At 74.2% G+C, this 25,451-nt stretch carries 25 protein-coding genes; 24 read left to right on the top strand and 1 reads right to left on the bottom strand.

Annotation, left to right across the window (positions count from 1 at the left end):
- The 21 genes from V6U81_RS08575 to V6U81_RS08475 all read left to right on the top strand — a co-directional run.
- A partial coding sequence (locus V6U81_RS08575; protein ID WP_334486353.1) for a UDP-N-acetylmuramoyl-L-alanyl-D-glutamate--2,6-diaminopimelate ligase occupies nt 1–1,312 on the top strand: 1,312 nt, incomplete at its 5' end.
- Nucleotides 1,309–2,712: a UDP-N-acetylmuramoyl-tripeptide--D-alanyl-D-alanine ligase gene (locus tag V6U81_RS08570; RefSeq protein WP_334486350.1), complete on the top strand. Its 1,404-nt coding sequence runs from the start codon at nt 1,309–1,311 to the stop codon at nt 2,710–2,712. The genes V6U81_RS08575 and V6U81_RS08570, both read left to right, overlap by 4 nt.
- Nucleotides 2,709–3,842, top strand: coding sequence for a phospho-N-acetylmuramoyl-pentapeptide-transferase (mraY, locus tag V6U81_RS08565; RefSeq protein WP_334486347.1), 1,134 nt, complete (start codon nt 2,709–2,711; stop codon nt 3,840–3,842). The genes V6U81_RS08570 and mraY overlap by 4 nt, the downstream gene beginning before the upstream one ends.
- Nucleotides 3,843–4,082: 240 nt before the next feature.
- Nucleotides 4,083–5,495 carry an FtsW/RodA/SpoVE family cell cycle protein gene (locus V6U81_RS08560; RefSeq protein ID WP_334486376.1) on the top strand — a complete coding sequence of 471 codons (1,413 nt, stop codon included), beginning with the start codon at nt 4,083–4,085 and terminating at the stop codon, nt 5,493–5,495.
- Nucleotides 5,495–6,601: an undecaprenyldiphospho-muramoylpentapeptide beta-N-acetylglucosaminyltransferase gene (gene murG, locus V6U81_RS08555; protein ID WP_334486344.1), complete on the top strand. Its 1,107-nt coding sequence runs from the start codon at nt 5,495–5,497 to the stop codon at nt 6,599–6,601. The genes V6U81_RS08560 and murG overlap by 1 nt, the downstream gene beginning before the upstream one ends.
- A 31-nt stretch (nt 6,602–6,632) precedes the next feature.
- Nucleotides 6,633–8,126 (top strand): UDP-N-acetylmuramate--L-alanine ligase, encoded by a 1,494-nt coding sequence (murC, locus tag V6U81_RS08550; RefSeq protein WP_334486341.1) that lies wholly within the window; start codon nt 6,633–6,635, stop codon nt 8,124–8,126.
- Entirely contained in the window at nt 8,123–8,935 is an 813-nt protein-coding gene (locus V6U81_RS08545) for a cell division protein FtsQ/DivIB (RefSeq protein WP_334486338.1), read from the top strand. Before murC ends, V6U81_RS08545 begins: the two co-directional genes overlap by 4 nt.
- Nucleotides 8,936–9,167: 232 nt before the next feature.
- The gene (gene ftsZ, locus V6U81_RS08540) at nt 9,168–10,283 is read left to right on the top strand and encodes a cell division protein FtsZ (protein ID WP_334486335.1); all 1,116 of its coding nucleotides are present in this window, start codon (nt 9,168–9,170) and stop codon (nt 10,281–10,283) included.
- A 9-nt stretch (nt 10,284–10,292) separates the two neighbouring features.
- Nucleotides 10,293–11,036, top strand: coding sequence for a YggS family pyridoxal phosphate-dependent enzyme (locus V6U81_RS08535; RefSeq protein WP_334486332.1), 744 nt, complete (start codon nt 10,293–10,295; stop codon nt 11,034–11,036).
- 192 nt (nt 11,037–11,228) lie between these two features.
- Nucleotides 11,229–11,921 carry a cell division protein SepF gene (locus V6U81_RS08530; RefSeq protein WP_334486329.1) on the top strand — a complete coding sequence of 231 codons (693 nt, stop codon included), beginning with the start codon at nt 11,229–11,231 and terminating at the stop codon, nt 11,919–11,921.
- 28 nt (nt 11,922–11,949) lie between these two features.
- Nucleotides 11,950–12,249: a YggT family protein gene (locus V6U81_RS08525; protein ID WP_088975238.1), complete on the top strand. Its 300-nt coding sequence runs from the start codon at nt 11,950–11,952 to the stop codon at nt 12,247–12,249.
- Nucleotides 12,250–12,301: 52 nt separating this feature from the next.
- A complete protein-coding gene (locus tag V6U81_RS08520; RefSeq protein WP_334486322.1) occupies nt 12,302–13,111 on the top strand; it encodes a DivIVA domain-containing protein in 810 nt (269 codons plus the stop codon).
- Between the two features lie 383 nt (nt 13,112–13,494).
- Nucleotides 13,495–14,142 carry a hypothetical protein gene (locus tag V6U81_RS29140; protein WP_420883996.1) on the top strand — a complete coding sequence of 216 codons (648 nt, stop codon included), beginning with the start codon at nt 13,495–13,497 and terminating at the stop codon, nt 14,140–14,142.
- 14 nt (nt 14,143–14,156) lie between these two features.
- On the top strand, nt 14,157–14,462 hold the full coding sequence (locus tag V6U81_RS08510) for a DUF167 domain-containing protein (protein ID WP_334486319.1): 306 nt from the start codon (nt 14,157–14,159) through the stop codon (nt 14,460–14,462).
- Between the two features lie 22 nt (nt 14,463–14,484).
- Entirely contained in the window at nt 14,485–15,987 is a 1,503-nt protein-coding gene (locus V6U81_RS08505) for a potassium/proton antiporter (RefSeq protein ID WP_334486316.1), read from the top strand.
- A 227-nt stretch (nt 15,988–16,214) separates the two neighbouring features.
- The gene (locus V6U81_RS08500) at nt 16,215–16,634 is read left to right on the top strand and encodes a TraR/DksA family transcriptional regulator (protein ID WP_334486313.1); all 420 of its coding nucleotides are present in this window, start codon (nt 16,215–16,217) and stop codon (nt 16,632–16,634) included.
- Nucleotides 16,635–16,701: 67 nt separating this feature from the next.
- Nucleotides 16,702–17,316, top strand: coding sequence for a signal peptidase II (lspA, locus tag V6U81_RS08495; RefSeq protein ID WP_334486310.1), 615 nt, complete (start codon nt 16,702–16,704; stop codon nt 17,314–17,316).
- The gene (locus tag V6U81_RS08490; protein WP_334486308.1) at nt 17,313–18,257 is read left to right on the top strand and encodes an RluA family pseudouridine synthase; all 945 of its coding nucleotides are present in this window, start codon (nt 17,313–17,315) and stop codon (nt 18,255–18,257) included. The genes lspA and V6U81_RS08490 overlap by 4 nt, the downstream gene beginning before the upstream one ends.
- A gap of 34 nt (nt 18,258–18,291) precedes the next feature.
- Nucleotides 18,292–19,194 (top strand): hypothetical protein, encoded by a 903-nt coding sequence (locus tag V6U81_RS08485; protein WP_420883994.1) that lies wholly within the window; start codon nt 18,292–18,294, stop codon nt 19,192–19,194.
- Nucleotides 19,195–19,289: 95 nt separating this feature from the next.
- A complete protein-coding gene (locus V6U81_RS08480; protein ID WP_334486305.1) occupies nt 19,290–20,828 on the top strand; it encodes a MinD/ParA family ATP-binding protein in 1,539 nt (512 codons plus the stop codon).
- Nucleotides 20,829–20,885: 57 nt separating this feature from the next.
- Nucleotides 20,886–21,665, top strand: a complete 780-nt coding sequence (locus tag V6U81_RS08475) for a DUF2567 domain-containing protein (RefSeq protein ID WP_334486303.1) — start codon at nt 20,886–20,888, stop codon at nt 21,663–21,665.
- On the opposite strand, the gene V6U81_RS08470 is transcribed toward V6U81_RS08475, so the two are convergent.
- A complete protein-coding gene (locus V6U81_RS08470) occupies nt 21,580–22,278 on the bottom strand; it encodes an LON peptidase substrate-binding domain-containing protein (RefSeq protein WP_334486300.1) in 699 nt (232 codons plus the stop codon). The genes V6U81_RS08475 and V6U81_RS08470 overlap by 86 nt on opposite strands.
- Nucleotides 22,279–22,385: 107 nt before the next feature.
- On the opposite strand from V6U81_RS08470, the gene hisD reads away from it, so the two are divergent.
- The 3 genes from hisD to hisB are packed head-to-tail and all read left to right on the top strand — an operon-like array spanning nt 22,386 to nt 25,447.
- A complete protein-coding gene (gene hisD, locus V6U81_RS08465) occupies nt 22,386–23,708 on the top strand; it encodes a histidinol dehydrogenase (RefSeq protein WP_334486297.1) in 1,323 nt (440 codons plus the stop codon).
- The gene (locus tag V6U81_RS08460) at nt 23,705–24,790 is read left to right on the top strand and encodes a histidinol-phosphate transaminase (RefSeq protein ID WP_334486294.1); all 1,086 of its coding nucleotides are present in this window, start codon (nt 23,705–23,707) and stop codon (nt 24,788–24,790) included. The genes hisD and V6U81_RS08460 overlap by 4 nt, the downstream gene beginning before the upstream one ends.
- Before the next feature lie 45 nt (nt 24,791–24,835).
- A complete protein-coding gene (gene hisB, locus V6U81_RS08455) occupies nt 24,836–25,447 on the top strand; it encodes an imidazoleglycerol-phosphate dehydratase HisB (RefSeq protein ID WP_334486291.1) in 612 nt (203 codons plus the stop codon).
- Nucleotides 25,448–25,451: the final 4 nt, after the last annotated feature.

Below are 25,451 nucleotides of genomic sequence, written 5' to 3'. Positions count from 1 at the left end.
CGGCGCGGTGGCCGCCCTGACCGACCCGGCGGGCGCCGCCGCGGTGGCCGCGGCCGGGCTGCCCGCCCTGGTGGTGGCCGACCCGCGGGCGGTGCTCGGCGACCTCGCCGCCGCCGTCTACGGCGAGCCGACCGCCGGGCTGACCGTGATCGGGGTGACCGGCACCGCCGGCAAGACCTCCACCAGCTATCTGATCGAGTCCGGGCTGCGCGCCGCCGGGCACGTCACCGGCCTGATCGGCACCGTGGAGACCCGGCTGGGCGACCTGGTCGTCGACAGCGTGCGGACCACCCCGGAGGCCACCGACCTGCACGCCATGCTCGCGGTGGCCCGGGAGCGCGGGGTCACCGCGGTGGTCATGGAGGTCTCCAGTCACGCCCTGGCCATGGGCCGGGTCGGCGGGGTGCGCTTCGCCGTCGGCGGCTACACCAACTTCGGCTCCGACCACCTGGACTTCCACGCCGACGAGGCGGACTACTTCGCGGCCAAGGCGAAGCTCTTCGACGGCCGCTGCGGGGTCGAGGTGCTCAACGCCGACGACCCGGCGCTGCGCCCGCTGTTCAAGGCCGGCACGGTCAGCTACTCGGCCGCCGGTGACCCGGCCGCCACCTGGTGGGCCGACGGGATCGACGGCGAGGGGTACGCCCAGCGCTTCACCGTGCACGGCCCGGACGGGGTGGTGCTGCCCACCGGCGTGGCGCTGCCCGGCCGGCACAACGTGGCCAACGCGCTGCTGGCGATCGCCACCCTGGTCGCCGCCGGGGTGGACCCGGCGACCGCGGCCGCCGGGGTGGCCGCCTGCGGGGGCGTGCCCGGCCGACTGGAGCTGGTCAGCGGCGACGCCCCGGTGCGCGGGGTGGTCGACTACGCGCACAAGGCGAACGCGATCGAGGCCGTGCTGGCCGCGCTGCGCGAGCTGAGCACCGGCCGGTTGATCTGCGTGATCGGCGCCGGTGGCGACCGGGACCGGGGCAAGCGGCCGGTGATGGGCGCCGCCGCCGCGGAGGGGGCCGAGGTGGTGCTGGTGACCGACGACAATCCGCGCACCGAGGAGCCGGCCGCGATCCGGGCCGAGGTGCTCGCCGGGGCGTACGCGGCCGGGGCCGCCGCCCGGATCATCGAGGTGCCCGGCCGGCGGGCCGCCATCGTCGAGGCGGTCCGGCTCGCCGAGCCCGGAGACATCGTGGCGCTGCTCGGCAAGGGTCAGGAGCGCGGCCAGGAGATCAACGGCGAGGTGCTCCCGTTCGACGACCGGGTGGAGCTGGCGGAGGCGCTGCGGGTGCGCTTCGGGGACCTGGCGGGCAGCCGGTGATCCCGCTGAGCCTGGCCGAGGTCGCCTCGGCCGTCGACGGCCGGCTGGTCGGCGCCGACCCGGACGCTCGGGTGACCGGCCCGGTCGAATTCGACTCCCGCAAGGTCACCGGTGGGGCGCTCTTCGTCGCGTTCCCCGGGGAGAAGGTCGACGGGCACGACTACGCCGCCGGGGCGGTGGCGGCCGGCGCGGTCGCCGTGCTGGGCACCCGGGAGGTGCCCGGGGTGCCGATGGTGCTCGTCGACGACGCGCTGGCCGCGATGGGCCGGCTGGCCCGCGCGGTGGTGGACCGGCTGCCCCAGCTCACCGTGATCGGGTTGACCGGCTCCTCCGGCAAGACCACCACGAAGGACCTGATCGCCCAGCTGGCCGTCCGGCTCGGCCCGACGGTGGCCCCGCCCGGGTCGTTCAACAACGAGCTGGGGCACCCGTACACGGCGTTGCAGGCGACGGCTCAGACCCGCTACCTGGTGATGGAGAAGGGCGCCCGTGGGGTGGGGCACGTGCGCTACCTGTGCGACGTGGTGCCGCCCCGGATCTCCGTGGTGCTCAACGTCGGGGTCGCGCACATCGGCGAGTTCGGCTCGGTGGAGAACATCGCGCTGGCCAAGGGGGAGCTGGTCGAGGCGCTGCCGGCCGACGGGCTGGCGGTGCTCAACGCCGACGACCCGCTGGTCGACGCGATGGCGTCGCGCACCTCCGCCCGGGTGGTCCGGTACGGCGAGGCGGAACGGGCCGACGTCCGGGCGGTCGACGTGATCATGGACGACCGGGGGCGGGCCGCGTACACGCTGGTCACCCCGGAGGGGACCGCGTCGGTGCGGCTCGGGCTGACCGGGCGGCACCAGGTCTCCAACTCCCTCGCCGCCGCGGCGGTCGCCCGGGAGCTGGGCATGCCGCTGGGCGAGCTGGCGGTGGCGCTGGGCGAGTTGGGGCTGGTCTCCACCCGCCGGATGGACGTCTTCGACCGGCCCGACGGGGTGACCGTGATCGACGACTCCTACAACGCCAACCCGGCGTCCATGGCGGTGGCGCTGCGGGCGCTGGTCGGCATGCGCCGGGGTGGGCGTACCTTTGCCGCGCTGGGCTACATGGCCGAGCTGGGCGCGTTCGAGGACGAGGGGCACCGGGAGGTCGGCCGGTTGGCCGCCGAGCTCGGTGTCGACCGGCTGCTCGTGGTGGGTGAGCCGGCCGCGCCGATGCACGAGGGCGCGACAGCGGTAAGTGACTGGGGAGGAGGGTCGGTGCTGCTCACCGATCAGGCGGCGGCCGTCGAGGTGCTGCGGAGCGAGCTACGGCCGGGCGACGTCGTCCTGGTGAAGGGCTCCCGGTACCGCACCTGGGAGGTGGCCGACGCGCTGCGCGCCGACGCCGCGGCCGGGACGGAGGTGACCGCGTGAGGGCGGTCATCGTCGCCATCGGCGTGGCGTTCCTGATCTCGTTGCTCGCCACCCCGATCGCGATCAAGGTGTTCACCCGGCTCAAGGCGGGCCAGCCGATCCGGGCCGAGGGCCCGGCGATGCACCAGACCAAGAAGGGCACGCCGACGATGGGCGGCGTGGTCTTCATCCTGGCCACGGTGATCGCGTACGTCGCCGGCCACCTGGCCCTGACCACCCTGCCGGACGCCCAGATCGCTCAGGTCGAGCCGACCATCACGGCGCTGGTGCTGCTGGGGCTGATGGTCTTCTCCGGGGCGGTCGGCTTCATCGACGACTTCCTCAAGGTCCGCAAGCGGCACAGCGGCGGCCTGAACAAGCGCGGCAAGCTCTTCGGCCAGATCCTGGTCGGCGCGATCTTCGGCGTGGTCGCGCTCTACTTCCCGAGCAGCATGACCGACGCCGGCGGCACCAGGACGAACACCGAGACCGTGGGCAGCAGCACGCTCAGCTTCATCCGGGACATCCCGGCGCTGGAACTGACCAAGGTCGGCGCGGTGATCGTGATCATCCTGGTGGTGATGGCGGCGACCAACGGGGTCAACCTCACCGACGGCCTGGACGGCCTGGCCACCGGCGCCTCGGTGATGGTGCTGGCCGCGTACGCGCTGATCGCGTTCTGGCAGTACCGGCACTGGTGCGCCGACCCGACGTACACCGCCGACCCGAACAACTACTGCTACGCCGTCCGGGACCCGCTGGAGATCGCGCTGATCGCCGGGGCGGCGGCCGGGGCCTGCGTGGGCTTCCTGTGGTGGAACACCTCGCCGGCCCGGATCTTCATGGGCGACACCGGCGCGCTCGGCCTGGGCGGCCTGATCGCCGGCATGGCGATGTCCACCCGGACGATCCTGCTGCTGCCCATCCTCGGCGGCCTCTTCGTGATCATCACGATGTCCGTGGTGATCCAGATCATCTCCTTCCGTACCACCGGCAAGCGGGTGTTCCGGATGTCGCCGCTCCAGCACCACTTCGAGTTGGCCGGCTGGAGCGAGGTCAACATCGTCGTCCGCTTCTGGATCATCGCGGGGATCGGTGTGGCGATCGCGCTCGGCCTGTTCTACAGCGACTTCCTGGCCAGCATGGGCTGACCGGGGCGACCCGGCGGGGACTCCTCCTAGCGGAGGGGTCCCCGCTTCGCATTCCGACACGCCGAGCGGGCCGAACGGCCGGAACGGGCCACCCACAACCGCGATGATGGTCGGGTGGGGGAGGACCGAGGCGCGACCGGCACGACAACGACAGCGGAGACCCAGGTACGACGGGGGGCGGGCGCGGGGCGTACGACGGATCCACCGGTAGGGCTGGTCGGCCTGGACGCGGCCGGCGGCCTGGCGGCGCTGCGCGGCCTGCTGGCCCGCCCGCTGGCCTCCTACTACCTACTGCTCTCCAGCGCCAGCCTGCTGCTGCTGATCGGCCTGACCATGGTCTTCTCGGCCACCAGCGTGCGCGACTACGCCGAGGACGGCGACGCGTCGGCGTCGGTGACCAAGCAGGCGGTCTTCGCGGTGATCGGCATCGTGGCCTTCTGGGCCTGCCAGCGGCTGCCCGCCCGCACCTACCGGGTGCTCGGCCGGCCCGCGCTGGCCACCGCGGTCGGCCTGCTGGTGCTGCTCAACCTGCTGCTCGCCTTCGCCCGGCTGACCGGCCAGGAGTCCGCCCGGATCGGCCCGGTCGAGGCCCGGCTGCTCTGGCTCTTCATCGGCGGCATCCAGTTGCAGCCCGGCGAGCTGGCCAAGCTCGCGCTGGTGCTGTGGGGTGCGCACGTGATCGCCCGCAAGGGCGCCGCGCTGGGCTGGTGGAAGGAGCTGGCCACCCCGCTCTTCCCGGTGGTCGGGCTGCTCTTCGTGCTGGTCGGCTACAACGACCTGGGCACCATGCTCTGCCTGCTGGCCATCGTGGTCGGGCTGCTCTGGGCCGCCGGCGTGCGGATGCGGGTGTTCGCCGTGCTGTCCGCCGTGGGTCTGCTCGGCATCGGGCTGCTGGTCGCGGTCGCCTCGCTCGGTGCCGGCTCCGGCGAGCGGGGCGAGAAGAACTACCGCTTCGCCCGGCTGATGTACTTCATCGACCCGCCGGACCCGGAGCAGTGCAAGCTGGCCGACTGCTACCAGACCTTCCAGGGCCGGCTGGCGATCGAGCACGGCGGCTGGTTCGGCGTCGGACTGGGCCAGGGCAGCCTCAAGTGGGACTGGCTGCCCGAGGCGCACAACGACTTCATCTTCGCGGTCATCGCCGAGGAACTCGGCGTGGTGGGCTGCACCGTGGTGCTCGTCCTGTTCGCCGTGCTGGCGTACACCGGGCTGCGGATCGCCCGGCGGGTCGAGGACCCGTTCCGCCGGCTCGCCGCCGCCGCCGTCACCACCTGGCTGGTCAGCCAGGCCGTGATCAACATCGGCGGGGTGACCGGCCTGCTGCCGATCACCGGCCTGCCGCTGCCGTTCATCTCCGACGGCGGCAGCGCCCTGGTGGTGACCCTGGCCGCGGTCGGCATGCTGGCCTCCTTCGCCCGCGCCGAACCCGATGCCGCGAGAGCCCTGCATGCCCGTCCGCCCGCCCGATGGGTCCGACTAGTCTGGGCCCCGTTGCCGCCGCTTCCCGGCCGGCGGCGCCGCCCGGCGCCGCCACCGGCTGCCCGAGGGTCCGTACCCCGGTCGCGGACGCGGCGGGAGGACGAGCAGGCCGCCCCGCGCGGCGGCCGGCAGGGCCGGACCCGGGGCGGGTCGGCGAACGAGAGGAGACGCTGATGGGTCCGCTGCGTTCGGTGGTGCTCTGCGGAGGGGGCACGGGTGGCCACATCTACCCCCTGCTCGCCTTCGCCGACTGCCTGCGCCGACACGACCCGGGCGTCCGGATCACCTGCCTGGGCACGCCCAAGGGCCTGGAGAACGAGCTGATCCCGCCGGCCGGCTACGACCTGCGGCAGATCCCGGCGTACCAGCTGCCCCGCTCGGTCAACATGGGCCTGGTCCGCACCCCGGACCGGATGTGGAAGGCGGCCCGCGCCGCGGGCAAGGTGATCGACGAGGTCCAGGCCGACGCGGTCGTCGGCTTCGGCGGGTACGTCTCGGTGCCCGGCTACCTCGCCGCCTGGCGGCGTGAGATGCCGATCGTCATCCACGAGGTGAACGTCCCGCCGGGCGTGGCCAACCGGCTCGGCATGAAGTTCACCAAGAACATCGCGGTGGGCTTCCCGCACCAGCCGGCCCAGTCCGAGGCGCTGCGCGACGCCCGGGTGGTCGGCGTGCCGCTGCGCCGGGGCATCGCCGGCCTGGACCGGGCCGCCATGCGCGACGCCGCCCGGGCCCACTTCGGGCTCCGCCCCGACCTGCCGGTGCTCTTCGTCGCCGGCGGCTCGCAGGGCGCCCGCTCGATCAACCTGGCGGTCTCCGGCGCGGCCAAGGAGCTGGCCCGCAACGGCGTGCAGGTGCTGCACGTGATGGGTGCCCGCAACGAGCCGGTGCCGGTCCCCACCGACCTGCCGGTGCCGTACGTGGCCCTGCCCTACCTGTCCGAGATGGAGCTGGGCTACGCCGCCGCCGACCTGATGCTGGCCCGGGGCGGGGCGATGACCTGCGCCGAGGTGGCCGCGATCGGGCTGCCCACCATCTACGTGCCGTACCCGCACAGCAACCAGGAGCAGAAGCGCAACGCGCTGCCCGTGGTGGAGGCCGGTGGCGGGCTGCTCGTCGATGACGCCGAGCTGACCCCGGACTGGCTGGAGCGCACGGTCATCCCGCTGGTCCGGGACCCGCGCCGGCTGTACGAGATGGGCGCCGCCGCCGCCGCGTACGGCCGTCGGGACGGCGACGTCGCCCTGCTGAACTTCGTCTACGAGGCGGTGGCCCGATGAAGCTGGCCACCGCGACGGGAAGGTACCTGGCATGAACACCGCGCAGTTCACCCCGGCCGGCACGCTCACCGCCGAGGACCTGGGCCGGATCCACCTGATCGGGGTGGGCGGGGTCGGCATGAGCGGCCTGGCCCGGCTCTTCCTCACCCGGGGCCTGCCGGTCTCCGGCAGCGAGCTGCGGCAGTGGCCGTCCCTGGCCGGCCTGCGCGCGCTCGGCGGGACGATCCACATGAGCCACGAGGCGTCGAACCTCGACGGCGTGGACACCGTGGTCTATTCCTCGGCCATCCCGCAGGACCACCTGGAAATGGTGGAGGCCCGCCGGCGCGGCCTGCGGGTGCTGCACCGCTCCGAGGCGCTCGCCGCCGCGATGACCGGCCGCCGGACGGTGGCGGTCGCCGGCACCCACGGCAAGACCACCACCACCTCGATGGTCACCATGGTGCTCCAGCAGGCCGGCGCGGACCCGTCCTTCGTCATCGGCGGGGAGATCTCCGAGGTCGGCTCCGGTGCGCACCACGGCACCGGCGAGCACTTCGTGGTCGAGGCGGACGAGAGCGACCGGTCGTTCCTGATCTACCGCCCGTACCTCTCGATCATCACGAACATCGAGGCCGATCACCTCAACACCTACGGGGACCTGGCGAACCTGGAGGCGACCTTCGCCGAGTTCGCCCGGCTCACCGACCCGGACGGGTTCATCGTCACCTGCGCCGACGACCCGGGCGGCCGGCGGCTGGCCGAGACGCTGCGCGCCGAGGGGCGCCGGGTCTGGACGTACGGCGAGTCCGCCGACGCCGACCTGCGGCTGAGCGAGATGGTCTCCTCCGCGAAGGGGGTGCGCTACCTCGCCGAGATCGACGGCCGCTCGCTGGGCGAGATCCGGCTGCCGGTACCGGGCCGGCACATGGGGCTCAACAGCGCCTCCGCGGTGCTCGCCGCGTACCTGCTGGAGCTGCCGGTGGCGGCGGCGGAGGCGGCGTTGGCGTCCTTCCCGGGGGTGCGCCGGCGCTTCGAGCGCAAGGGCGTCGCCGACGGCGTGCTGGTCTACGACGAGTACGCCTACCACCCGACCTCCATGACGCTGGCGTTGCAGACGCTGCGCGAGGTGGCCGGGGAGGGCCGGCTGATCGCGGTCTTCCAGCCGTACCGGCTCTACCGCACCCGCGACCTCCAGGCGGAGATCGCCGCCGCGCTGGGCATCGCCGACGAGCTGGTCCTGCTGGAGGTCTTCGGCCCCGGTGAGCTGCGCCAGCCGGGGGAGGGGGCGGCCGCACTGATCGAGGCGGTCCCGCTGCCGGCCGCGCAGAAGGTGTTCGTCGACTCCTGGGACGACGCGCCGGCGGAGGTGGCCCGCCGGGCCCGCCCCGGTGACGTGGTGGTGACCATGGGCGCCCCGCCGATCTCCCTGATGGGCGACCAGCTCCTCGACGCCCTGGCGGCCCGTACCGGGGGCCCCGCCGCCGGTACGACGGGCCTCGGCGAGGCCGTCGACCCGGACGGCGCGGCCTCGACCGCCGGATGAGCCCGGGTCCGGCGCGGGGCCGTACCACCGGCGCCGACGGTGGCGGTCCCCGTCCGGTGCGGCGCTGGCGGCTGGTCCGGGCCGGCAGCGACGCGGTGCCCGCGTCGACCCGGCGGTTCATGGCCCGGGCCCGGCAGCGGCGGATGCGGGCGGCGCTGCCCTGGGCGGTGGCCGCCGGGGTGCTCGCCCTGGCCGGCCTGGTCGCCTGGACGGTGCTCGGCACCGGCCTGTTCGGCGTCCGGGAGGTGCGGGTGGTCGGGGCGCGGCTGGTCACTCCGGTGGAGGTGCGTGACGCGGCGGCGGTGCCGGACGGCGTACCGCTGGCCCGGGTCGACCTGGCCGAGGTGGGCCGCCGGATCGGCGCGCTGGCCCCGGTGGAGCGGGCCTCGGTCAGCCGGGACTGGCCCGGGACGCTGGTCGTCACGGTGGTCGAGCGCACCGGCGTGGCCGCGGTGCCCCGCGACGGGCAGTACGTGGTGATCGACCGCGAGGGAGTGGTGTTCCGGACCGCGCCGCGCGTCCCGGCGGGGCTGCCGGTGGTCCGGCTGACCGCCCCGGGCCCGGCCGACCCGGGGACCCGGGCGGCGTTGCAGGTGCTGTCGGTCCTCACCCCGCAGTTGCGCGGGGAGCTCACCGAGCTGACCGTCGAGGGGCTGGCCCGGATCAGCCTGACCCTGCGCGGTGACCGGACGGTGGTCTGGGGCGACGCCACCCGGGGTACGGACAAGGCCAGGGTGGCGACCGCGCTGCTCGGTCGGGAGGCGGACACGATCGACGTGAGCGCCCCGGACGTGGTCACCTTCAAGTAGGGAACGTGAGTCGGCCCGCTCCGGGCGGCGACACGCCGAGCAGGTCCTTGGCTCATCGGGCGGCGGCGCTTACGTTGCCCCGAAGAGGATCAGTGGTTGACATAACTCTGAGCCTCTAGTAGAGGGTGAGGGTTCAGCCCTGATCCTCCACTGGTGACAGACGTCGTCGACGCTGGTCAGGCCATGCCGTGCCGGGTCGACCGATGCCAATCTCGAAGGGAAAGGACCGGAGATGACACCTCCGCACAACTACCTGGCGGTCATCAAGGTCGTCGGCATCGGTGGCGGCGGCGTGAACGCCGTCAACCGGATGATCGAGGTTGGGCTCAAGGGCGTCGAGTTCATCGCGATCAACACCGACGCGCAGGCGCTGCTGATGAGCGACGCCGACGTCAAGCTCGACGTCGGCCGGGAGCTGACCCGGGGGTTGGGCGCGGGCGCCAACCCGGACGTCGGCAAGAACGCCGCCGAGGACCACCGCGACGAGATCGAGGAGGTGCTCAAGGGCGCCGACATGGTCTTCGTGACCTGCGGCGAGGGCGGCGGCACCGGCACCGGCGGCGCGCCCGTGGTGGCCAACATCGCCCGCAAGCTCGGCGCGCTGACCATCGGCGTGGTGACCCGGCCGTTCTCCTTCGAGGGCAAGCGCCGCCAGGTGCAGGCCGAGGCCGGCATAGACGAGCTGCGCAACCAGTGCGACACGCTGATCGTCATCCCGAACGACCGGCTGCTGGCGCTCGGCGACCGCAACATCTCCATGATGGACGCCTTCCGCACCGCCGACCAGGTGCTCCTCTCCGGTGTCCAGGGCATCACCGACCTGATCACCACGCCGGGTCTGATCAACCTGGACTTCGCCGACGTCAAGAGCGTGATGAGCGGCGCCGGCAGCGCGTTGATGGGCATCGGCAGCGCCCGCGGCGAGAACCGCGCGGTCGAAGCGGCCGAGGCCGCCATCTCCAGCCCGCTGCTGGAGCAGAGCATGGACGGCGCGCGCGGCGTGCTGCTCTCCATCGCCGGCGGTTCCGACCTGGGTCTGTTCGAGATCAACGACGCCGCGCAGTTGGTCACCGACGCGGCCCACCCGGACGCCAACATCATCTTCGGCGCGGTCATCGACGACGCGCTGGGCGACGAGGTCCGGGTCACCGTCATCGCCGCCGGCTTCGACGGGGGGACCCCGTCGTACAAGGCGGTCGAGACGCCGCGCAAGACCAACCAGAACCAGCCGACGCCGCAGACGCCGCCGGTGACCCCGCCGGCCACCATGCCGGCCCCGCAGCAGTCCCCGCGCCGGGTGCTCTTCGACGACGTCGACGTGCCGGACTTTCTCAAGAACGGGTCCTGAGCCCCACCGATGACCGATTACCCCGCCCCGGTGCGGCCCGACCGGCGTGCCGACCTCGCCGCCGGGCTGGCCCGGGTCCAGGCCCGGATCGCCGATGCCTGCGTCCAGGCCGGCCGGGACCGCTCCGAGGTCACCATGATCGCGGTCACCAAGACGTACCCGGCCGGCGACGTGGTCGCGCTGGCCGGGCTCGGGGTCACCGACGTGGGGGAGAACCGCGACCAGGAGGCCGCGCCGAAGGCGGCCGAGGTGGCCGCCGCCGGGGTGGACGTGCGCTGGCACTTCATCGGCCAGCTGCAGCGCAACAAGGCCCGATCGGTGGTCCGCTACGCCGACGTCGTGCACTCGGTGGACAGCGTCCGGCTGGCCCGGGCGCTGGACGCCGCGGCGACCGGCCGGGACCGCCCGCTGGACGCCCTGGTGCAAGTGAGCATCGACGGCGACCCGGCGCGCGGCGGGGCGCTACCGGACTCCGCCGACCCGGACCGCGGCCTCGGTGCGGTGGCCGAGGCGCTCGCCGGGGCCGGCGCCGTCCGGCTGGCCGGGCTGATGGCGGTGGCGCCGCTGGGCTGGGAGCCGGAGCGGGCGTTCGCCCGGCTGGCCGAGGTGGCCGCCGGGTTCCGCGCGGTGCATCCGGAGGCGGTGGCGCTCTCCGCCGGAATGAGCGGCGATCTGGAACAGGCCGTGGCGTATGGCGCGACACATGTCCGCGTCGGCAGCGCGTTGCTCGGAATGCGTCCCACGCTGCGGTAGCCTGACCGCGGAAGAAGCAAATTACATCTGTGTTGTTTGGGGAACGGCATCCCGTTGTCGGGGGCCACGGCGAGCGGCCGCGAATCGTTCGCCAGGGGATTGCCGAACCGATCGGATGGGCATGGGTTGCCCATCGTGATCAAGCGACACGGCACGGGGGTGCGTGCCGCACGGCGGACGGAAGGGCGCGGGATGGGTGCACTGCGCAAGGCGGGGGTCTGGCTCGGTCTGGTCGAAGAGGACGACGAGCGGGGCTACGACGAGGGTGGCTACGACAAGCCCGGCTACCGCGACTCGCGGTACCGGTCCAGCCGGTACGCCGAGGAGTTCGCCGACGACGACGAGGAGTCGGAGGAGCCGCCGGCTCCGCGACCGCGCCTCGGTGAGCGGGGGCGGCTGAGCGAGCGCGCCTCGGCCCGTGCGGCGGACGCCGAGCGCGCCGAGGACGACCGTGCGGAGCGGGTCGAGCGGTCCAGCGTCCGGTCGATCACGAGGTCCGGCGCGGGGGAGACCTCGGGTGCCCTGACCTACCACACCCGGGACAATCTCGCCCTGGCCCCGCAGGTCCAGCAGCGTGAGCGCGCGGTGGTGGCCGAGGAGGAGCAGCGTTACCAGATCACCACGCTGCACCCGACCACCTACCGCGAGGCCCGGACGATCGGCGAGCACTTCCGCGACGGCGTGCCGGTGATCATCAACCTCACCGAGATGGACGAGGCCGATGCCCGCCGACTGGTCGACTTCGCTGCCGGGCTGGCGTTCGGGCTGCGCGGTACGATCGAGCGCGTGACCAACCGGGTGTTCCTGCTCTCACCGGCCAACGTCCAGGTCACCGCGGAGGACAAGGCCAAGATCGCTGAGGGCGGCTTTTTCAGCGTGAGTTAGTCCGCCCGACCGAGGGACGTCACCTGCCGTGTTGTCGATCGTGCTGCAAGTGCTCTATCTGATCCTGTATATCTTCCTCATTGTGCTGTTGGCCCGATTCGTCCTCAGCGCCGTCCTCCAGTACGGTCGCCGGTGGCAACCGGGACGGGGAGCATCGGCGGGACTGGAATCCGTGTGGAGCGTCACTGATCCGCCTCTCAAGGCGTTGAGGCGTGTGATCCCTCCACTGCGAATTGGTACCGTGAGCATCGACCTGGCTTCCCTTGTGCTCCTGGTTATCCTGTTCGTGCTGATGGAGTTCGTGTTGAAGCGGTTGATCATTGGATGAACATCTGGTGGCCCAGCCCGCTACGCGGCCGCAACTGACCCGAGGAGTTTCGATGCCGCTGACCCCGGCCGACGTCCACAACGTCGCCTTCAAAAAGCCGCCGATCGGCAAGCGGGGGTACGACGAGGAGGAAGTCGACGCCTTCCTGGACGAGGTCGAGCGTGAGCTTGCCCGTCTGATCGAGGAGAACAACGAGCTGCGCGCCCAGGTGGAGCGTGGCGGCCGTGGTGGCGCGCCCGCCGGTCCCGGTGGCGACGCCCGTCTCGCGGCAGAGCTCAACGACGTCAAGGCCCAGCTCGACCGGGTGCAGCGCGACAAGGCCGCCGCCGAGCAGGCCGCCCGCGCCATGCAGGCGGAGCTCGAGCAGGTGCGCACCACCGGCGGCGGCCCCGCCAACGCCGGTGACGGCGAGCAGCAGGCCCTGCGCGTGCTGATGATGGCCCAGCGGACCGCCGACGACCACGTCTCCGACGCCCGTCGCGAGGCCGACCAGCTGCTCTCCGAGGCCCGTTCCAAGGCCGAGGAGGTCACCCGCGAGGCCCGCGCCAAGGCCGACGCCCTGGAGCGCGACGCGCGCCAGCGGCACCAGGAGGCCATGGGCGGCCTGGACGCCAAGCGGTCCGCGCTGCAGAAGCACATCGAGGAGCTCAAGCAGTTCGAGCGTGAGTACCGCACCCGGCTCAAGGCGTACCTGGAGAGCCAGCTGCGGGACCTCGACGGTCGCGGCCAGGGCCTGGAGGCCGAGATGACCCGCTCCGAGAGCGGTCGTTCCGGCTCCGGCTCCGGCAACGGTCTCGCCGCCGCCGGCCTCGCCGGCTCGTACGGTGGCGGGCGCTCCGGCGCCCTCGAAGCCGGTCGCTGATCCACGGCCGACGACCGTCCCCGGACGGTCGTCGGCCGCGCCTGACCGACACGACGCGGCGGGGGTGAGCCGTGATAGTCGCAAGCCTGTTGCTCATCCTCGTCGCGGTCGTACTGCTGGTGCTCGGCCTCGCCGACGGCTCCAGCACCCTGCTGATCAGTTCCATCGCGGCCAGTGTGCTGGCCGCCGTCGCGCTGGTGACCGGCGCCCGCCAGGCGGCCGCCACCCGGGCGGCGACGGCCGGTGCCGGGTCGCGCGACCGGGCCCCCCGGACGGCAGCCCCGCCCGCTCCCGGCGGCTCGGGGCGGGAGATCCCCGTTCAGCACGTACGCACGACGTTCGGCACCGGCGGCGACGGGCGGCGGCAACCGCCCGGGCCGCCGGTGACCGCGGACGTCGCGAACCGCACCGACCCCGCCGACGACGGGCCACGGCCGTTCCCGGCCGCCGCCGGATCAGCCCCGGACTCCCGGCCCGCGCCGGCCCGCGACTCCGAGGAGTCCCGGCCGACGCCCGGCGCGGCGCTGTGGGAGCCGGACGGCGGGTCGACGACGACCGCCCCGGCCGCGACGGCCGGCGGCCCCGACCCCGGTGGAACGGCGACGGCGGAGAGCGCCGGCACCGGCCGGGCGTGGCCACCCACCGCCGGGTCGTCCTGGGAACGCGACGCCGGGACGCCGTGGGAGCCCGAGACGGAGACGCCATGGGTCCCCGAGGCGGAGACGCCGTGGACCCCCGACGCCGAGCCGCCGTGGGACGACGCCGACCCGACGCCCACCACCGGTGGCGGCTGGCGCGACGAACCGGATGTCCAGCGGGTACGCCCGGCCGACGCCGCCCGGCTGGAGCGGCTCGACGCGGAGGTCCAGGTGATCGACGGCCGGCCCCGGTACCACCTGTTCTCCTGCGTCCACCTGATCGGGCGGGAGCACGAGGCGCTGCCGGTCTCCGAGGCGGTCTCCCTCGGCTTCACCCCGTGCGCCCGCTGCGCGCCGGCCACCACCCTGCTCGCCGACGCCTTCCCCGGCTGAGGTGGCGCCCCACCATGTCCACGGACGATCCGCTCACCGTCGCCGTACGGGTCAAGCCCGGGGTGTCCCGGGCCCGGGTCGGCGGCCGCTTCGACGGCCCGCACGGCCCCGCCCTGGTGATCGCGGTGAATGCGCCGGCGGTCGACGGCCGGGCCACCGAGGCGGCCCGCCGGGCGCTCGCCGGGGCGCTGGGCGTACGCCCCGCGGCGGTCTCGCTGCGCGCGGGCGCGGCGAGCCGGGACAAGCTCTTCCTGGTCGACCGCCCGATGCCCGGGCTGGCCGACGCGCTGCGCCGGCTGCGCGACGGATCGGCCGGGTGAGGGTGCTCCGGGTCGGGCGCCCGTGACGCCCGGGCTCGACCTCGCGCTGCTGCTCGGCGCCGCCGTCCTGCTGGTCGCGGTCGGCGCGGTCCGCTTCTCCACCCGGCTCGGTGTGCCGAGCCTCCTGGTCTACCTGGCGCTCGGGGTGGCGATCGGGGAGGCCGGTCTCGGCATCCGCTTCGACGATGCCGAGCTGACCCGGGTGCTCGGCTTCTGCGCGCTCATCGTGATCATCGCCGAGGGTGGCCTCACCGCCCGGTGGAGCACCCTGCGGCCAGTCCTCGGCCTGGCCGGGGCGCTCTCCACGGTCGGCGTGGCGGTCAGCATCGTCGTCGTCGGCCTGGTGGTGCACCTGCTGCTCGGGCTGGACTGGCGGCTGGCCCTGCTCTACGGCGCGGTGCTCTCCTCCACCGACGCCGCGGCCGTCTTCGCCACGCTGCGCCGGCTGCGGCTGCCGCCCCGGCTGGTGGCCACGCTGGAGGCCGAGTCCGGCATGAACGACGCCCCCGTGGTGATCGTCGTCGTGCTGCTCTCCCGGGCGTCCGGCCCCGCCCACCCGTGGTGGTACGAGGTCCTGCTGGTCGGCTACGAGCTGGGGGTGGGCGCGGCGGTGGGGCTGGCCGCGGGGATCACCGGCCGGTTCGCGCTGCGCCGGGCGGCGCTGCCGTCGTCGGGGCTCTACCCGATCGCGGCGGTCGGCTTCACCGTGCTGGCGTACGCCGCCGGCGCGGTGCTGCACGCCTCCGGCTTCCTCGCCGTCTACGTCGCCGGGGTGCTGCTGGGCAACGCCCGGCTGCCGCACCGGCAGGCCATCCTCGGCTTCGCCGACGGGCTGGCCTGGCTGGCCCAGATCGGCCTGTTCGTGCTGCTCGGGCTGCTGGCCACGCCGAGCCGGCTGGACGCCGCCGTGCTGCCCGCGGTGGTCACCGGGCTGGCCCTGCTGCTGGTCGCCCGGCCGCTGTCGGTGCTGGTGGCCGCGCTGCCGTTCCGGGTGCCGCTGCGCGAGCGGGCGTTCCTGTCCTGGGCGGGGCTGCGCGGGGCGGTGCCGATCGTGCTGGCCACCATCCCGCTGTCGGAGCGGGTGCCGGGGGCGGACCGGCTCTTCGACGCGGTCTTCGTCCTCGTGGTGATCTTCACGCTGCTCCAGGCCGGCACCCTTTCCCCGGCGGCCCGCCGCCTGGGGGTGACCGCGCCGGCCGAGGCGGCCGAGATCCGGGTGGAGACGGCGCCGCTGGAGCGGATGCGGGCCGACCTGCTCCAGCTGGAGGTGCCGGAGGGCTCCCGGCTGGCCGGCGTGCACGTCGACGAGTTGCGGCTGCCGGTGGGCGCCTCGGTGACCCTGGTGCTGCGCGACGGGGCGGGTTTCGTGCCCGGCCCGGACACCCGGTTCAAGACCGGGGACAGCCTGCTCATCGTGGCCACCGCCGCGGTACGGGACGAGGCCGAGCGGCGGCTGCGCGCGGTCAGCCGGCGGGGTCGACTGGCCCGGTGGTTTGGCGAGTACGGCGAGGATCGGGACGGCTGATCTGCTAGCGTTCCTTTTGCCCTGTTCAGGGCTTACTAGGGGCTGAATGGCGGAGCGTCGGTGCGGCACGTTGTCGGACGCCTGTACGTTCCGTATTCTTGCCAACCTCCGGAGTGCGCGGCGGAAGTAGCCGTGCGCCCGTTTGTGTACTTGGGGGACGCCAGGCCGGCGACCCCTGTCCGGTGCACCGCCGATCCGCCGCGTCGCCGCGGCCGAGGGAGCTGACGATGGCGAAGCCAGCCGACACCAGGACCGCCGGCCGCAAGCCGGTGGCGAAGGCCACCCGCAGTGCGGCGGAGACCGAGAAGATCCGGGCGGCCCTGGCGGCCCGCCGGGACGAGCTGCGAGCCGAGTACGATCAGACGCTGAGCGAGATCACCGAGCTGCAGCGCGACCGGCTGACCGACTCGGCCGGGGACGACCAGGCCGACACGGGCACCAAGACGTTCGAGCGCGAGCAGGAGATCTCCCTCGCCAACAGCATCCGGGAACGGATCACCCAGGTCGAGCGCGCGCTGGAGCGGCTCGACGAGGGTGGCTACGGATGGTGCGAGCGGTGCGGGAACCCGATCCCGGTGGAGCGGCTCGCCGCCTTCCCGTCGGCGACCCTCTGCGTGACCTGCAAGCAGCTGGAGGAGCGGCGCTGACGTCTGCTCCCCGGTGACCGCGCGAGACGGCGAACCTTCGCTGTCGGAACAAGTCGATGGGGAGTAGATGACCACAGCACCGTCCGCCGGATCCGGCACCGCTGAGCCGGGCGGGGGCACACCCCGCCGCCGGGCGCTGCGGGTCCTGGTCGGCATCGCGTTGACCGCCCTGGTGGCCGACCTGCTCACCAAGCACCTGGCGCTGCTGTTCCTCGACGACCGCGGCCCGGTACGGCTCCTCGGCGGGGTGGTCTACCTCACCCTGACCCGCAACAGCGGGGCGGCGTGGAGCATCGGCTCCGGCCACACCTGGGTCTTTCCGGTGATCACCATCGGCGTGGTCGGCTGGATCGTCTGGATGGCGCTGCGGCTGCGCTCGCTGCCGTGGGCGGTCTCGCTGGGCCTGGTGCTGGGCGGCGCGCTCGGCAACCTCACCGACCGGATCTTCCGCGCCCCCGGGCACTTCGTCGGGCACGTGGTCGACATGGTCAGCCTCTTCGACCCGTACGGCCAGGTCTGGCCGGTGTTCAACCTGGCCGACAGCTGCCTGGTCTCCGGGGTGCTGCTCGCCGTCCTGCTGGAGCTGACCGGGCGGCAGCGGGACGGCCGGCGGTCCGGTGACGCCGACGCCGCCCCGGCCACCGCGGCCCCGGCCGACGTCGACTCGCGGGAGCGGGCGTGACCTCCGCCTTCGCCGCGGGCGGCGACCACCGTTCCCTTCCCGTCCCGGACGGCCTGGACGGGATGCGCCTGGACCAGGCCGTGTCCCGGCTCTTCGGGCTCTCCCGTACCGCCGCCGCCGCGCTGGTCGACGCGGGCGACGCGCTGGTCGACGGCGTGGTCCGGCAGAACTCGCACAAGGTCAAGGCGGGCTCCTGGCTGGAGGTGACCCTGCCCGCGCCGGTCGCCCCGCCGACGGTGGTGCCGCAGGCGGTGCCCGGCCTCGACGTGGTCTACGCCGACGACGACATCGTGGTGGTGGACAAGCCGGTCGGCGTGGCCGCCCACCCGAGCCCGGGCTGGACCGGACCGACCGTGATCGGCGGCCTCGCCGCGATCGGGCACCGGATCTCCACCAGTGGCGCCGCCGAGCGGCAGGGCGTGGTGCACCGGCTCGACGTCGGCACCACCGGCATCATGGCGGTGGCCAAGAGCGAGCAGGCGTACACGGCGCTCAAGCGGGCGTTCAAGCACCGCGAGGTGGAGAAGCGCTACCACGCCGTGGTCCAGGGCCACCCCGACCCGTCGCGGGGCACCATCGACGCCCCGATCGACCGGCACCCGCACCACGACTACCGGTGGGCGGTGGTCTCCGGCGGCAAGCCGAGCATCACCCACTACGACACCATCGAGGCATTCCCGGCTGCGAGTCTGCTCGACGTGCGGCTCGAGACCGGCCGTACGCACCAGATCAGGGTGCACTTCTCGACGCTGCGGCACCCGTGTGTGGGCGACATCACCTACGGCGCGGACCCGACGCTCTCGGCCCGCCTCGGGCTGAGCCGGCAGTGGCTGCACGCCCGCTCGCTGAGCTTCCTGCACCCGCGCACCGGCGACGAGGTCACCTTCGTCAGCGAGTACCCGGACGACCTGGCGCGGGCGCTCGCCGTGCTGCGCGACTGACGTCATCCGATCCGATCCGAGGGGGCCAACGCCGGTGAGCGCCGCCGATCCGCCGCCGGCGACCGGCCGGCCCGACCGGGCCGGTCGGCCGGGCTGGCTGGTCTGGGTGGCGCTCCTCGCGGTCGGCGCGGTGCTGCTCACCGCCGGCTGGGCGGGCCGCCACGACGCGCCGGTGGGCGACCGCACGGTGGGCGAGGTGACCCGGGTGGGGGTCGCCACCGGCGACCCCATCCCCGGGTACCTGCGGGCGGCCGCGTCGGAACTGGCCGCGCTGCCCGCGACGGGAACGCCGTCCGGGACGTACGCCCTGGTCTCGTTCGACGCGTATCTGCCGCCGGGCGGGCTGCCGGCGGTGCTCGCCGGGGCGCCGGTCGCCGAGGTGGTCGCCCGGGTCCCGCTGCCCGACCGGCAGACCGAGGTCGTCCACCTGGCGGCGCAGCGGCTGCCGCAGGACGTGGTCGCCGGGATGGCTGCGGTGGCCGACCGCAAGGACCGCGAGGCCGCCGACCAGCGGACCCGGGCGGCCGGGTCCGCCGACCCGGAACTGCGCCGGGGGTACGACACCGGGGCGCAGGTCGCGGCGGCGGAGGCGGCGGCCTACCGGCGCGGGTGCGACTGCGTGTACGCGGCGGTGGTCCGGGCGGTGCCGGCCGTGCTGCGGGAGTTGGCGGGCCGGTCCGGGGTGCGGGTGGTGGATCCGGCGCCGGAGGTCGGCCGGCTCGACCGGACGGTCTTCACCCCGCCGCTGCCGGACCAGCGGGACGTGGTGCGGCCGCCGGCCGACGCCGGTCCCGGGGCGACGGGTTCCGGAATGGGGGATTCGTCGGAAGCTGCACGGGGTGTGATCGACCCCTCACCCGGCGGGTGGGCCGCCGGGGTAGGTCCCCGACGGGCGGCGACCGCCCCGACCTCGCCGGACAGCGGTCGCGGCGGGTAGACGACGTGGTCGCGTTGAGTATGTCCACCGGGGGATGTGCGCAGACCGGTGTGGTCCGAATAGGGTTTCGTTCGTAGCCTGTCAGGCGGAGATCGATGGCGCGGGGAGGGCGAGCCTTGGACGGCACCGAGTCCGGCTGGGGCCGGTCGGCCGAACCGGCACCGCGATGGCGGGCCCTGCTCGACCGTGCCCGCCTCAGCGGCCGCGCCGCGGAGCAGGGCGAGGCCGACCGCCGGGCCGACGAACAGTCGGCCCGTGAGTCGATGCCTCGGCGCGCGTCCGGCAACGGCTGGTCCGGTCGCGCCTCGGCCCCCGTGCCCCCGGCCGAGCCCGGATACACCCCGGACCCGTCGTACCGGGCCGAGGCCTCGTACCGGGTCGACCCGGCCTACCGGGTGGAGCCGAGTTACCAGCCCGAGCCGACGTATCAGCCGGAGCCGACGTACCAGCCCGAGTCGGGTTACCAGCCCGAGCCCCGCTATCCGGTGGAGCCGCCCGATCGGGTCGAGTCCCGCTACGCGCTGCTGGACAACGGCTACCGGCACGAGCCGCGGCCGGCCGAGTCCCGCTACGCCGCACTGCTCGACGGCGGCTACCGTCCGGGCTCCCCGACGACGTACCCGCAGCAGCCCGGCCACCCCGAGCCGGCGTACCCGGCCGAGCAGCCGGGCTATCCGGTGGAGCCGGCGTACCCGGAGCCCGCCCGGCCGGCCGAGCCGGCGTACCAGCCGGAGCCGGCCTACCCGCCGGCGGTGACCACCGACCGGGGCTACCCGGCGCGGATCGAGCCGGCCCGGATCGAGTGGCGCGCGCAGACGCCGCAGGACGAGCAGGAGCGGTCCGCCGGCATCCTCCGCCGGGACCTGGGCACCCCGCGGGTGCTGGCCTTCGCCAACCCCAAGGGCGGGGTGCACAAGACCACCGCCACCGTGCTCGCCGCGGCCACCGTGGGCAGCGTCCGCGGCCGGGGCGTGCTCGCCTGGGACGACAACGAGCTGCGCGGCACCCTCGGCCTGCGCGCCGGCAGCGCCCGGCACGCCCGGACCATCCGGCACCTGATCAGCGACCTCGCCCACATCGAGATCCGCGAGGGCGCCGAGCTGCTGGAGTCGCTCGACGACTACCTGCGGCACGCCTCCGACGGCTCGTACGACGTGCTGGCCGGCGAGGAGAGCCCGCGGTTCGCCCAGCGGCTCGACCAGTTCACCGTCAAGCGGGTGCTGGAGCTGCTGCGCCGCACCCACGACGTGGTCTGCGTCGACACCGGCAACAACGTGGAGAGCGCCAACTGGCGCACCGTCATGCAGGCCGCCGACCAGTTGGTCGTCACCACCGTCCCGCGCGAGGACGCCGCGTTCAGCGCCGACTGGATGCTGGACCTGCTGCACGAGGTGGGCATGGGGGAGCTGGCCGACAACGCGGTGACCCTGATCTCCTGCCCCACCCCGGGCCGCTCCGCGCTCCAGGACGACCTGGAGAAGCACTTCGCCACCCGGACCCGTGCGGTGGCCGTGGTGCCGTACGACCCGGCGCTGGAGACCGGCTCGTCGATCGAGTACCACCAGCTCCAGGCGGAGACCCGCCAGGCGTGGCTGCGGGCCGCCGCGGTGATGCTGGAGCCGTTCGCCCGCTGAGGGGAGTGTGCGGCCACCGCCGCTCCGCGGCGCGGCTGCGCCTGAGAGGATCACCGGGTGAGCCCGGACACCCCCGATCCGTACCGGCCCGTCGGCCGTCCCGACGCGCCGGACCGCACCGCCCCCGCAGCCGAGGGCGCCCCGATCCCGGCCGAACCGGCGACCCGCGTGGACCGGCCCCGACGTACCCCGGTTGCCGTCGTCGCCACGGTGCTCGGGCTCACCGTCCTCGGCGCGCCACTCGGGCTGCTCTGGGCGGCGATCGCGCCGGACACCCCGGTGCTGAAGACCGCCGAGGGGGCGGTCTACGCCCAGCCGCAGCCGGAGCAGCCGATCGCCGCCGACGGCTGGTTCAGCCTGCTCGGCCTCGGCTTCGGTGCGCTCGCCGCGCTCGGCCTCTGGGTGCTGCTGCGCCGCCGCCGCGGGCCGGCCGGGCTCGTCGCGGTGGCGCTCGGCTCGTTCGGGGCCGCCCTGGTGGCCTGGCAGCTCGGCCGTCGGATCGGCCTCTCCGGCTACCAGCGGCTGCTGGCCACCGCCCCGGACGGCACCCCGTTCGCCAAGCCGGCCGACCTGCGCGCCGGGGGGATCCGCTGGTTCCTGGACGTGCTGCCGCTGCCCTTCGGCGACCTGCTGCTGCCGGCGTTCGCCGCGGCGGTGACGTACACCCTGCTGGCCGGCTGGTCGCGCTGGCCGTCGCTGCGCCCGGAGCCGGCGCTCGACGGCCCGTGGCCGCCCGGCGGTCCGGGTGCGGTCAGTTGGGCGACGGGGGCGACGCAAGCTCCGACAGCGGCACCGGAACCGCCCGGACCTGGCGCAGCAGAGCCGCCTCGCGGTTGAGCAGCCGCAGCTCGGCGCGGAGCCGGGCGGTGGTGTCGTCGATGGCGAGCAGCTTCTGCCGGTCGGCCACGGTCAGCGCGGCCGTGGCCGCGACCAGGTGGGACAGCACCGTCGGGTCCTCCGGCAGCTGCTCGGAGATGTCCTCCGGGTCCGGCCGGATCAGGCCGAGGTACTGCCGGAACACCGCGATCACCCGGGCGGCCAGCAGGTCGGCCGTCTCGTCGGTGCCGGCCGGTTCGGGCAGCCACTCCACCTCGGCGGTCAGGTACGGCGTGGCGGTGTCGTCGACGTCGGCGATCCGGAACCGCCGCCGGCCCACGGTGACGATGTCGAAGCCCCCGTCGTCCAGCTCGGTCACCTGGCGCAGCTCGGCGGTGCAGCCGACCTCGTGCAGAGTCACCCCGCCGCCGCCCGGGGTCGGCGTCCCGCTGCCCGGGGCGACCTCCCAGCCGGCCGCGATGGCGACCACGCCGAACTCCCGCGGGGCGCCCTCGGGCAGCCCGACCAGGTGGCGGACCAGGGCCCGGTAGCGCTCCTCGAATATGTGCAGTGGCAGCACCAACCCGGGAAAGAGCACCGTTCCGAGCGGGAACACCGGCAGCCGTGCGGTCACGTCGTCGAGCCTAGCGGGAGCCCGCCCGTCCGGCGTGGCTCGGCTCACGCCCGCCGCGATGCGGGCGGCGCGGGTGGTCCCCAGGCGGGCCGCCTAGACTCGCAGGGGTGTTGAATCGGATCGACCTGCGCGGCGGTGTCCGTGACCCGCGCCGCCTGCTGCCCCGTGCCCAGCTCGACGTCTCCGTGGCCGTCGAGAGGATCCGTCCCCTCGTGGAGGCGGTCCGGCACCATGGGTACCCGGCGATCCGGGAGGCCAGCGAGCGCTTCGACGGGATCTCCCCGGACGTGCTGCGGGTGCCGGTCGAGACGATCGCCGAGGCCGAGGGGACGCTCGACCCCGAGGTACGCGCCGCGCTGCTGGAGTCGATCACCCGGGCCCGCAAGGTCCACGCCGACCAGCGCCGCACCGACCACGTCACCCAGGTGGTGCCGGGCGGTGTGGTGACCGAGCGCTGGGTGCCGGTCGACCGGGTCGGCCTCTACGTCCCCGGCGGCCTGGCGATGTACCCGTCGACCGTGGTGATGAACGTGGTCCCCGCCCAGGCGGCCGGGGTCCGCTCGCTGGTGGTGGTCAGCCCGCCGCAGCAGGACAACGGCGGCCTGCCCGACCAGCGGGTCCTGGCGGCCTGCGCGCTGCTCGGCGTCGACGAGGTGTACGCCGTCGGCGGCGCCCAGGCGGTCGCCATGCTGGCGTACGGCGCCGCGGTGGACGCCGAGGGCAGCGCGCACTGCGATCCGGTCGACATGATCACCGGCCCGGGCAACATCTGGGTCACCGCCGCCAAGCGGCTGCTGCGCGGGGTGGTCGGCATCGACGCCGAGGCCGGCCCGACCGAGATCGCCATCCTGGCCGACGACACCGCCGACCCGGCGCACGTCGCCGCCGACCTGATCAGCCAGGCCGAGCACGACCCCCTCGCCGCCAGCGTGCTGGTCACCCCGTCGGTCGAGCTGGCCGACGCGGTGGAGCGGGAGCTGGCCCGCCAGGTGCCGGCCACCAAGCACGTCGAGCGGGTCACCACCGCACTCAGCGGCGAACAGAGCGGCGTCGTGCTGGTCGACGACCTCGACGCCGGACTGCGGGTGGTCGACGCGTACGCGGCCGAGCACCTGGAGATCCAGACCGTGGACGCCCGCGAGTGGGCACTGCGGGTACGCAACGCCGGGGCGATCTTCGTGGGCGCCTGGTCGCCGGTGTCGCTCGGTGACTACTGCGCCGGCTCCAACCACGTGCTGCCCACCGGTGGCTGCGCCCGGCACTCCTCCGGGCTGTCGGTGCAGTCCTTCCTGCGCGGCATCCACCTGGTCGAATACACCGAGGACGCGCTGCGCGAGGTGGCCCCGCACGTGGTGACCCTGGCGAACGTGGAGGACCTGCCGGCGCACGGGCAGGCGGTCCGCGTCCGCTTCCCCGGGGACGCGTCGTGACCGGCCTGGACGACCTCCCGATCCGCGACGACCTGCGCGGCCTGACGCCGTACGGGGCGCCGCAGCTCGACGTGGCGGTACGGCTGAACACCAACGAGAACTCCTACCCGGTTCCGGAGCCGGTGGTGGAGGCGATCGGCAAGGCTCTCGCGGCCGAGCTGCGCGACCTCAACCGCTACCCGGACCGGGACGCGGTGGCGCTCCGCGCCGACCTGGCCGAGTACCTCGGCCACGGGCTCACCGTCGACCAGGTGTGGGCGGCGAACGGGTCCAACGAGATCCAGCAACAGCTGCTCCAGGCGTTCGGCGGCCCGGGGCGCAGCGCGCTCGGCTTCGTGCCGGCGTACTCGATGCACCCGCTGCTGGCGCTCGGCACCGGCACCCGGTGGATCCCGGCGCGGCGCGGCGTCGACTTCGGACTGACCGCCGCCGAGGCGGTCGCCCAGGTCCGCGAGCACGCCCCGGACGTGGTCTTCCTCTGCTCGCCGAACAACCCGACCGGCACCGCGCTCGACCCCGAGGTGGTCGCCGCGGTGCTCGACGTCGCGCCCGGCATGGTGGTCGTGGACGAGGCGTACGCCGAGTTCGCCCGGCCCGGCACGGTCAGCGCGCTCGCCGTGCTGCCCGGCCACCCGCGGCTGGTGGTCAGCCGGACGATGAGCAAGGCGTTCGGCTTCGCCGGCGGCCGGCTCGGTTACCTGGCCGCCGACCCGGCGGTCGTGGCGGCGGTGCAGCTGGTCCGCCTGCCCTACCACCTCTCGACGCTCACCCAGGCCGCCGCCCGGGCGGCGCTGGCGCACCGTGACGCGCTGCTCGGCACCGTCGACGCGATCATGCTCCAGCGGGACCGGATCGTCACCGAGCTGCGCGCCCGGGGCCACCGGGTGGCCGACAGCGACGCCAACTTCGTGCTCTTCCGAGTCGACGGCGACCAGGCCGCCGCCTGGCGCACCCTGCTCGACGCGGGCGTGCTGGTCCGCGACGTCGGCCTGCCCGGCTGGCTGCGGGTCACCGCCGGCACCCCCGCCGAGACCGACGCATTCCTCACCGCGATGGAGAAGGTCCGTGAGCGCGAGGAGTGAGCCGCTCCTGCGAGCCCCGCAGTCGCGAACGAAAGGTTGCACAGCATGAGCCGGACCGCCCGGGTGGAGCGGATCACCAAGGAGACCAAGGTTCTCGTCGAGCTCGACCTCGACGGCACCGGCAAGGCCGAGATCGGCACCGGGGTGGGCTTCTACGACCACATGCTGAACCAGATCGCCCGGCACGGCGGCTTCGACCTGACCGTGCGCACCGTCGGCGACCTGGAGATCGACGCCCACCACACGATGGAGGACACCGCGCTCGCCCTGGGCGCCGCGTTCGACCAGGCGCTGGGGGACAAGGCCGGCATCCGGCGGTACGGCTCGGCCACCGTGCCGATGGACGAGGTGCTCGTCCGGGCCGCGGTCGACCTCTCCGGCCGGCCGTACGTGGTGCACGACGAGCCCGCGCTGGCGCCGTACATCGGGCCGGTTTACCCGACCAGCATGACCCGGCACATCTGGGAGTCCTTCGGCCAGGCGGCCCGGATCACCCTGCACGTGGACGTGCTCCGGGCGGCCCGCCCCGGTGGGCACCCGGACGCGCACCACGTGGTGGAGGCGCAGTTCAAGGCGGTCTCCCGGGCGCTGCGCGAGGCCACCGCGATCGACCCGCGCAGCGCCGGCGCGATCCCCAGCACCAAGGGCGCGCTCTGATGGG

This window comes from Micromonospora lacuserhaii (assembly GCF_036902735.1).
In the GTDB taxonomy this organism is placed as follows: domain Bacteria; phylum Actinomycetota; class Actinomycetes; order Mycobacteriales; family Micromonosporaceae; genus Micromonospora.
This window is presented reverse-complemented; position numbering and strand designations above follow the sequence as displayed.

Excerpts from the sequence above, each read along its gene's own strand:
- murG (WP_334486344.1), top strand. The coding sequence starts at position 5,495 with ATGGGTCCGCTGCGTTCGGTGGTGCTCTGCGGAGGGGGCACGGGTGGC.
- murC (WP_334486341.1), top strand. The coding sequence starts at position 6,633 with ATGAACACCGCGCAGTTCACCCCGGCCGGCACGCTCACCGCCGAGGAC.
- V6U81_RS08545 (WP_334486338.1), top strand. The coding sequence starts at position 8,123 with ATGAGCCCGGGTCCGGCGCGGGGCCGTACCACCGGCGCCGACGGTGGC.
- ftsZ (WP_334486335.1), top strand. The coding sequence starts at position 9,168 with ATGACACCTCCGCACAACTACCTGGCGGTCATCAAGGTCGTCGGCATC.
- V6U81_RS08535 (WP_334486332.1), top strand. The coding sequence starts at position 10,293 with ATGACCGATTACCCCGCCCCGGTGCGGCCCGACCGGCGTGCCGACCTC.
- V6U81_RS08530 (WP_334486329.1), top strand. The coding sequence starts at position 11,229 with ATGGGTGCACTGCGCAAGGCGGGGGTCTGGCTCGGTCTGGTCGAAGAG.
- V6U81_RS08520 (WP_334486322.1), top strand. The coding sequence starts at position 12,302 with ATGCCGCTGACCCCGGCCGACGTCCACAACGTCGCCTTCAAAAAGCCG.
- V6U81_RS08510 (WP_334486319.1), top strand. The coding sequence starts at position 14,157 with ATGTCCACGGACGATCCGCTCACCGTCGCCGTACGGGTCAAGCCCGGG.
- V6U81_RS08500 (WP_334486313.1), top strand. The coding sequence starts at position 16,215 with ATGGCGAAGCCAGCCGACACCAGGACCGCCGGCCGCAAGCCGGTGGCG.
- lspA (WP_334486310.1), top strand. The coding sequence starts at position 16,702 with ATGACCACAGCACCGTCCGCCGGATCCGGCACCGCTGAGCCGGGCGGG.
- V6U81_RS08480 (WP_334486305.1), top strand. The coding sequence starts at position 19,290 with ATGGCGCGGGGAGGGCGAGCCTTGGACGGCACCGAGTCCGGCTGGGGC.
- hisB (WP_334486291.1), top strand. The coding sequence starts at position 24,836 with ATGAGCCGGACCGCCCGGGTGGAGCGGATCACCAAGGAGACCAAGGTT.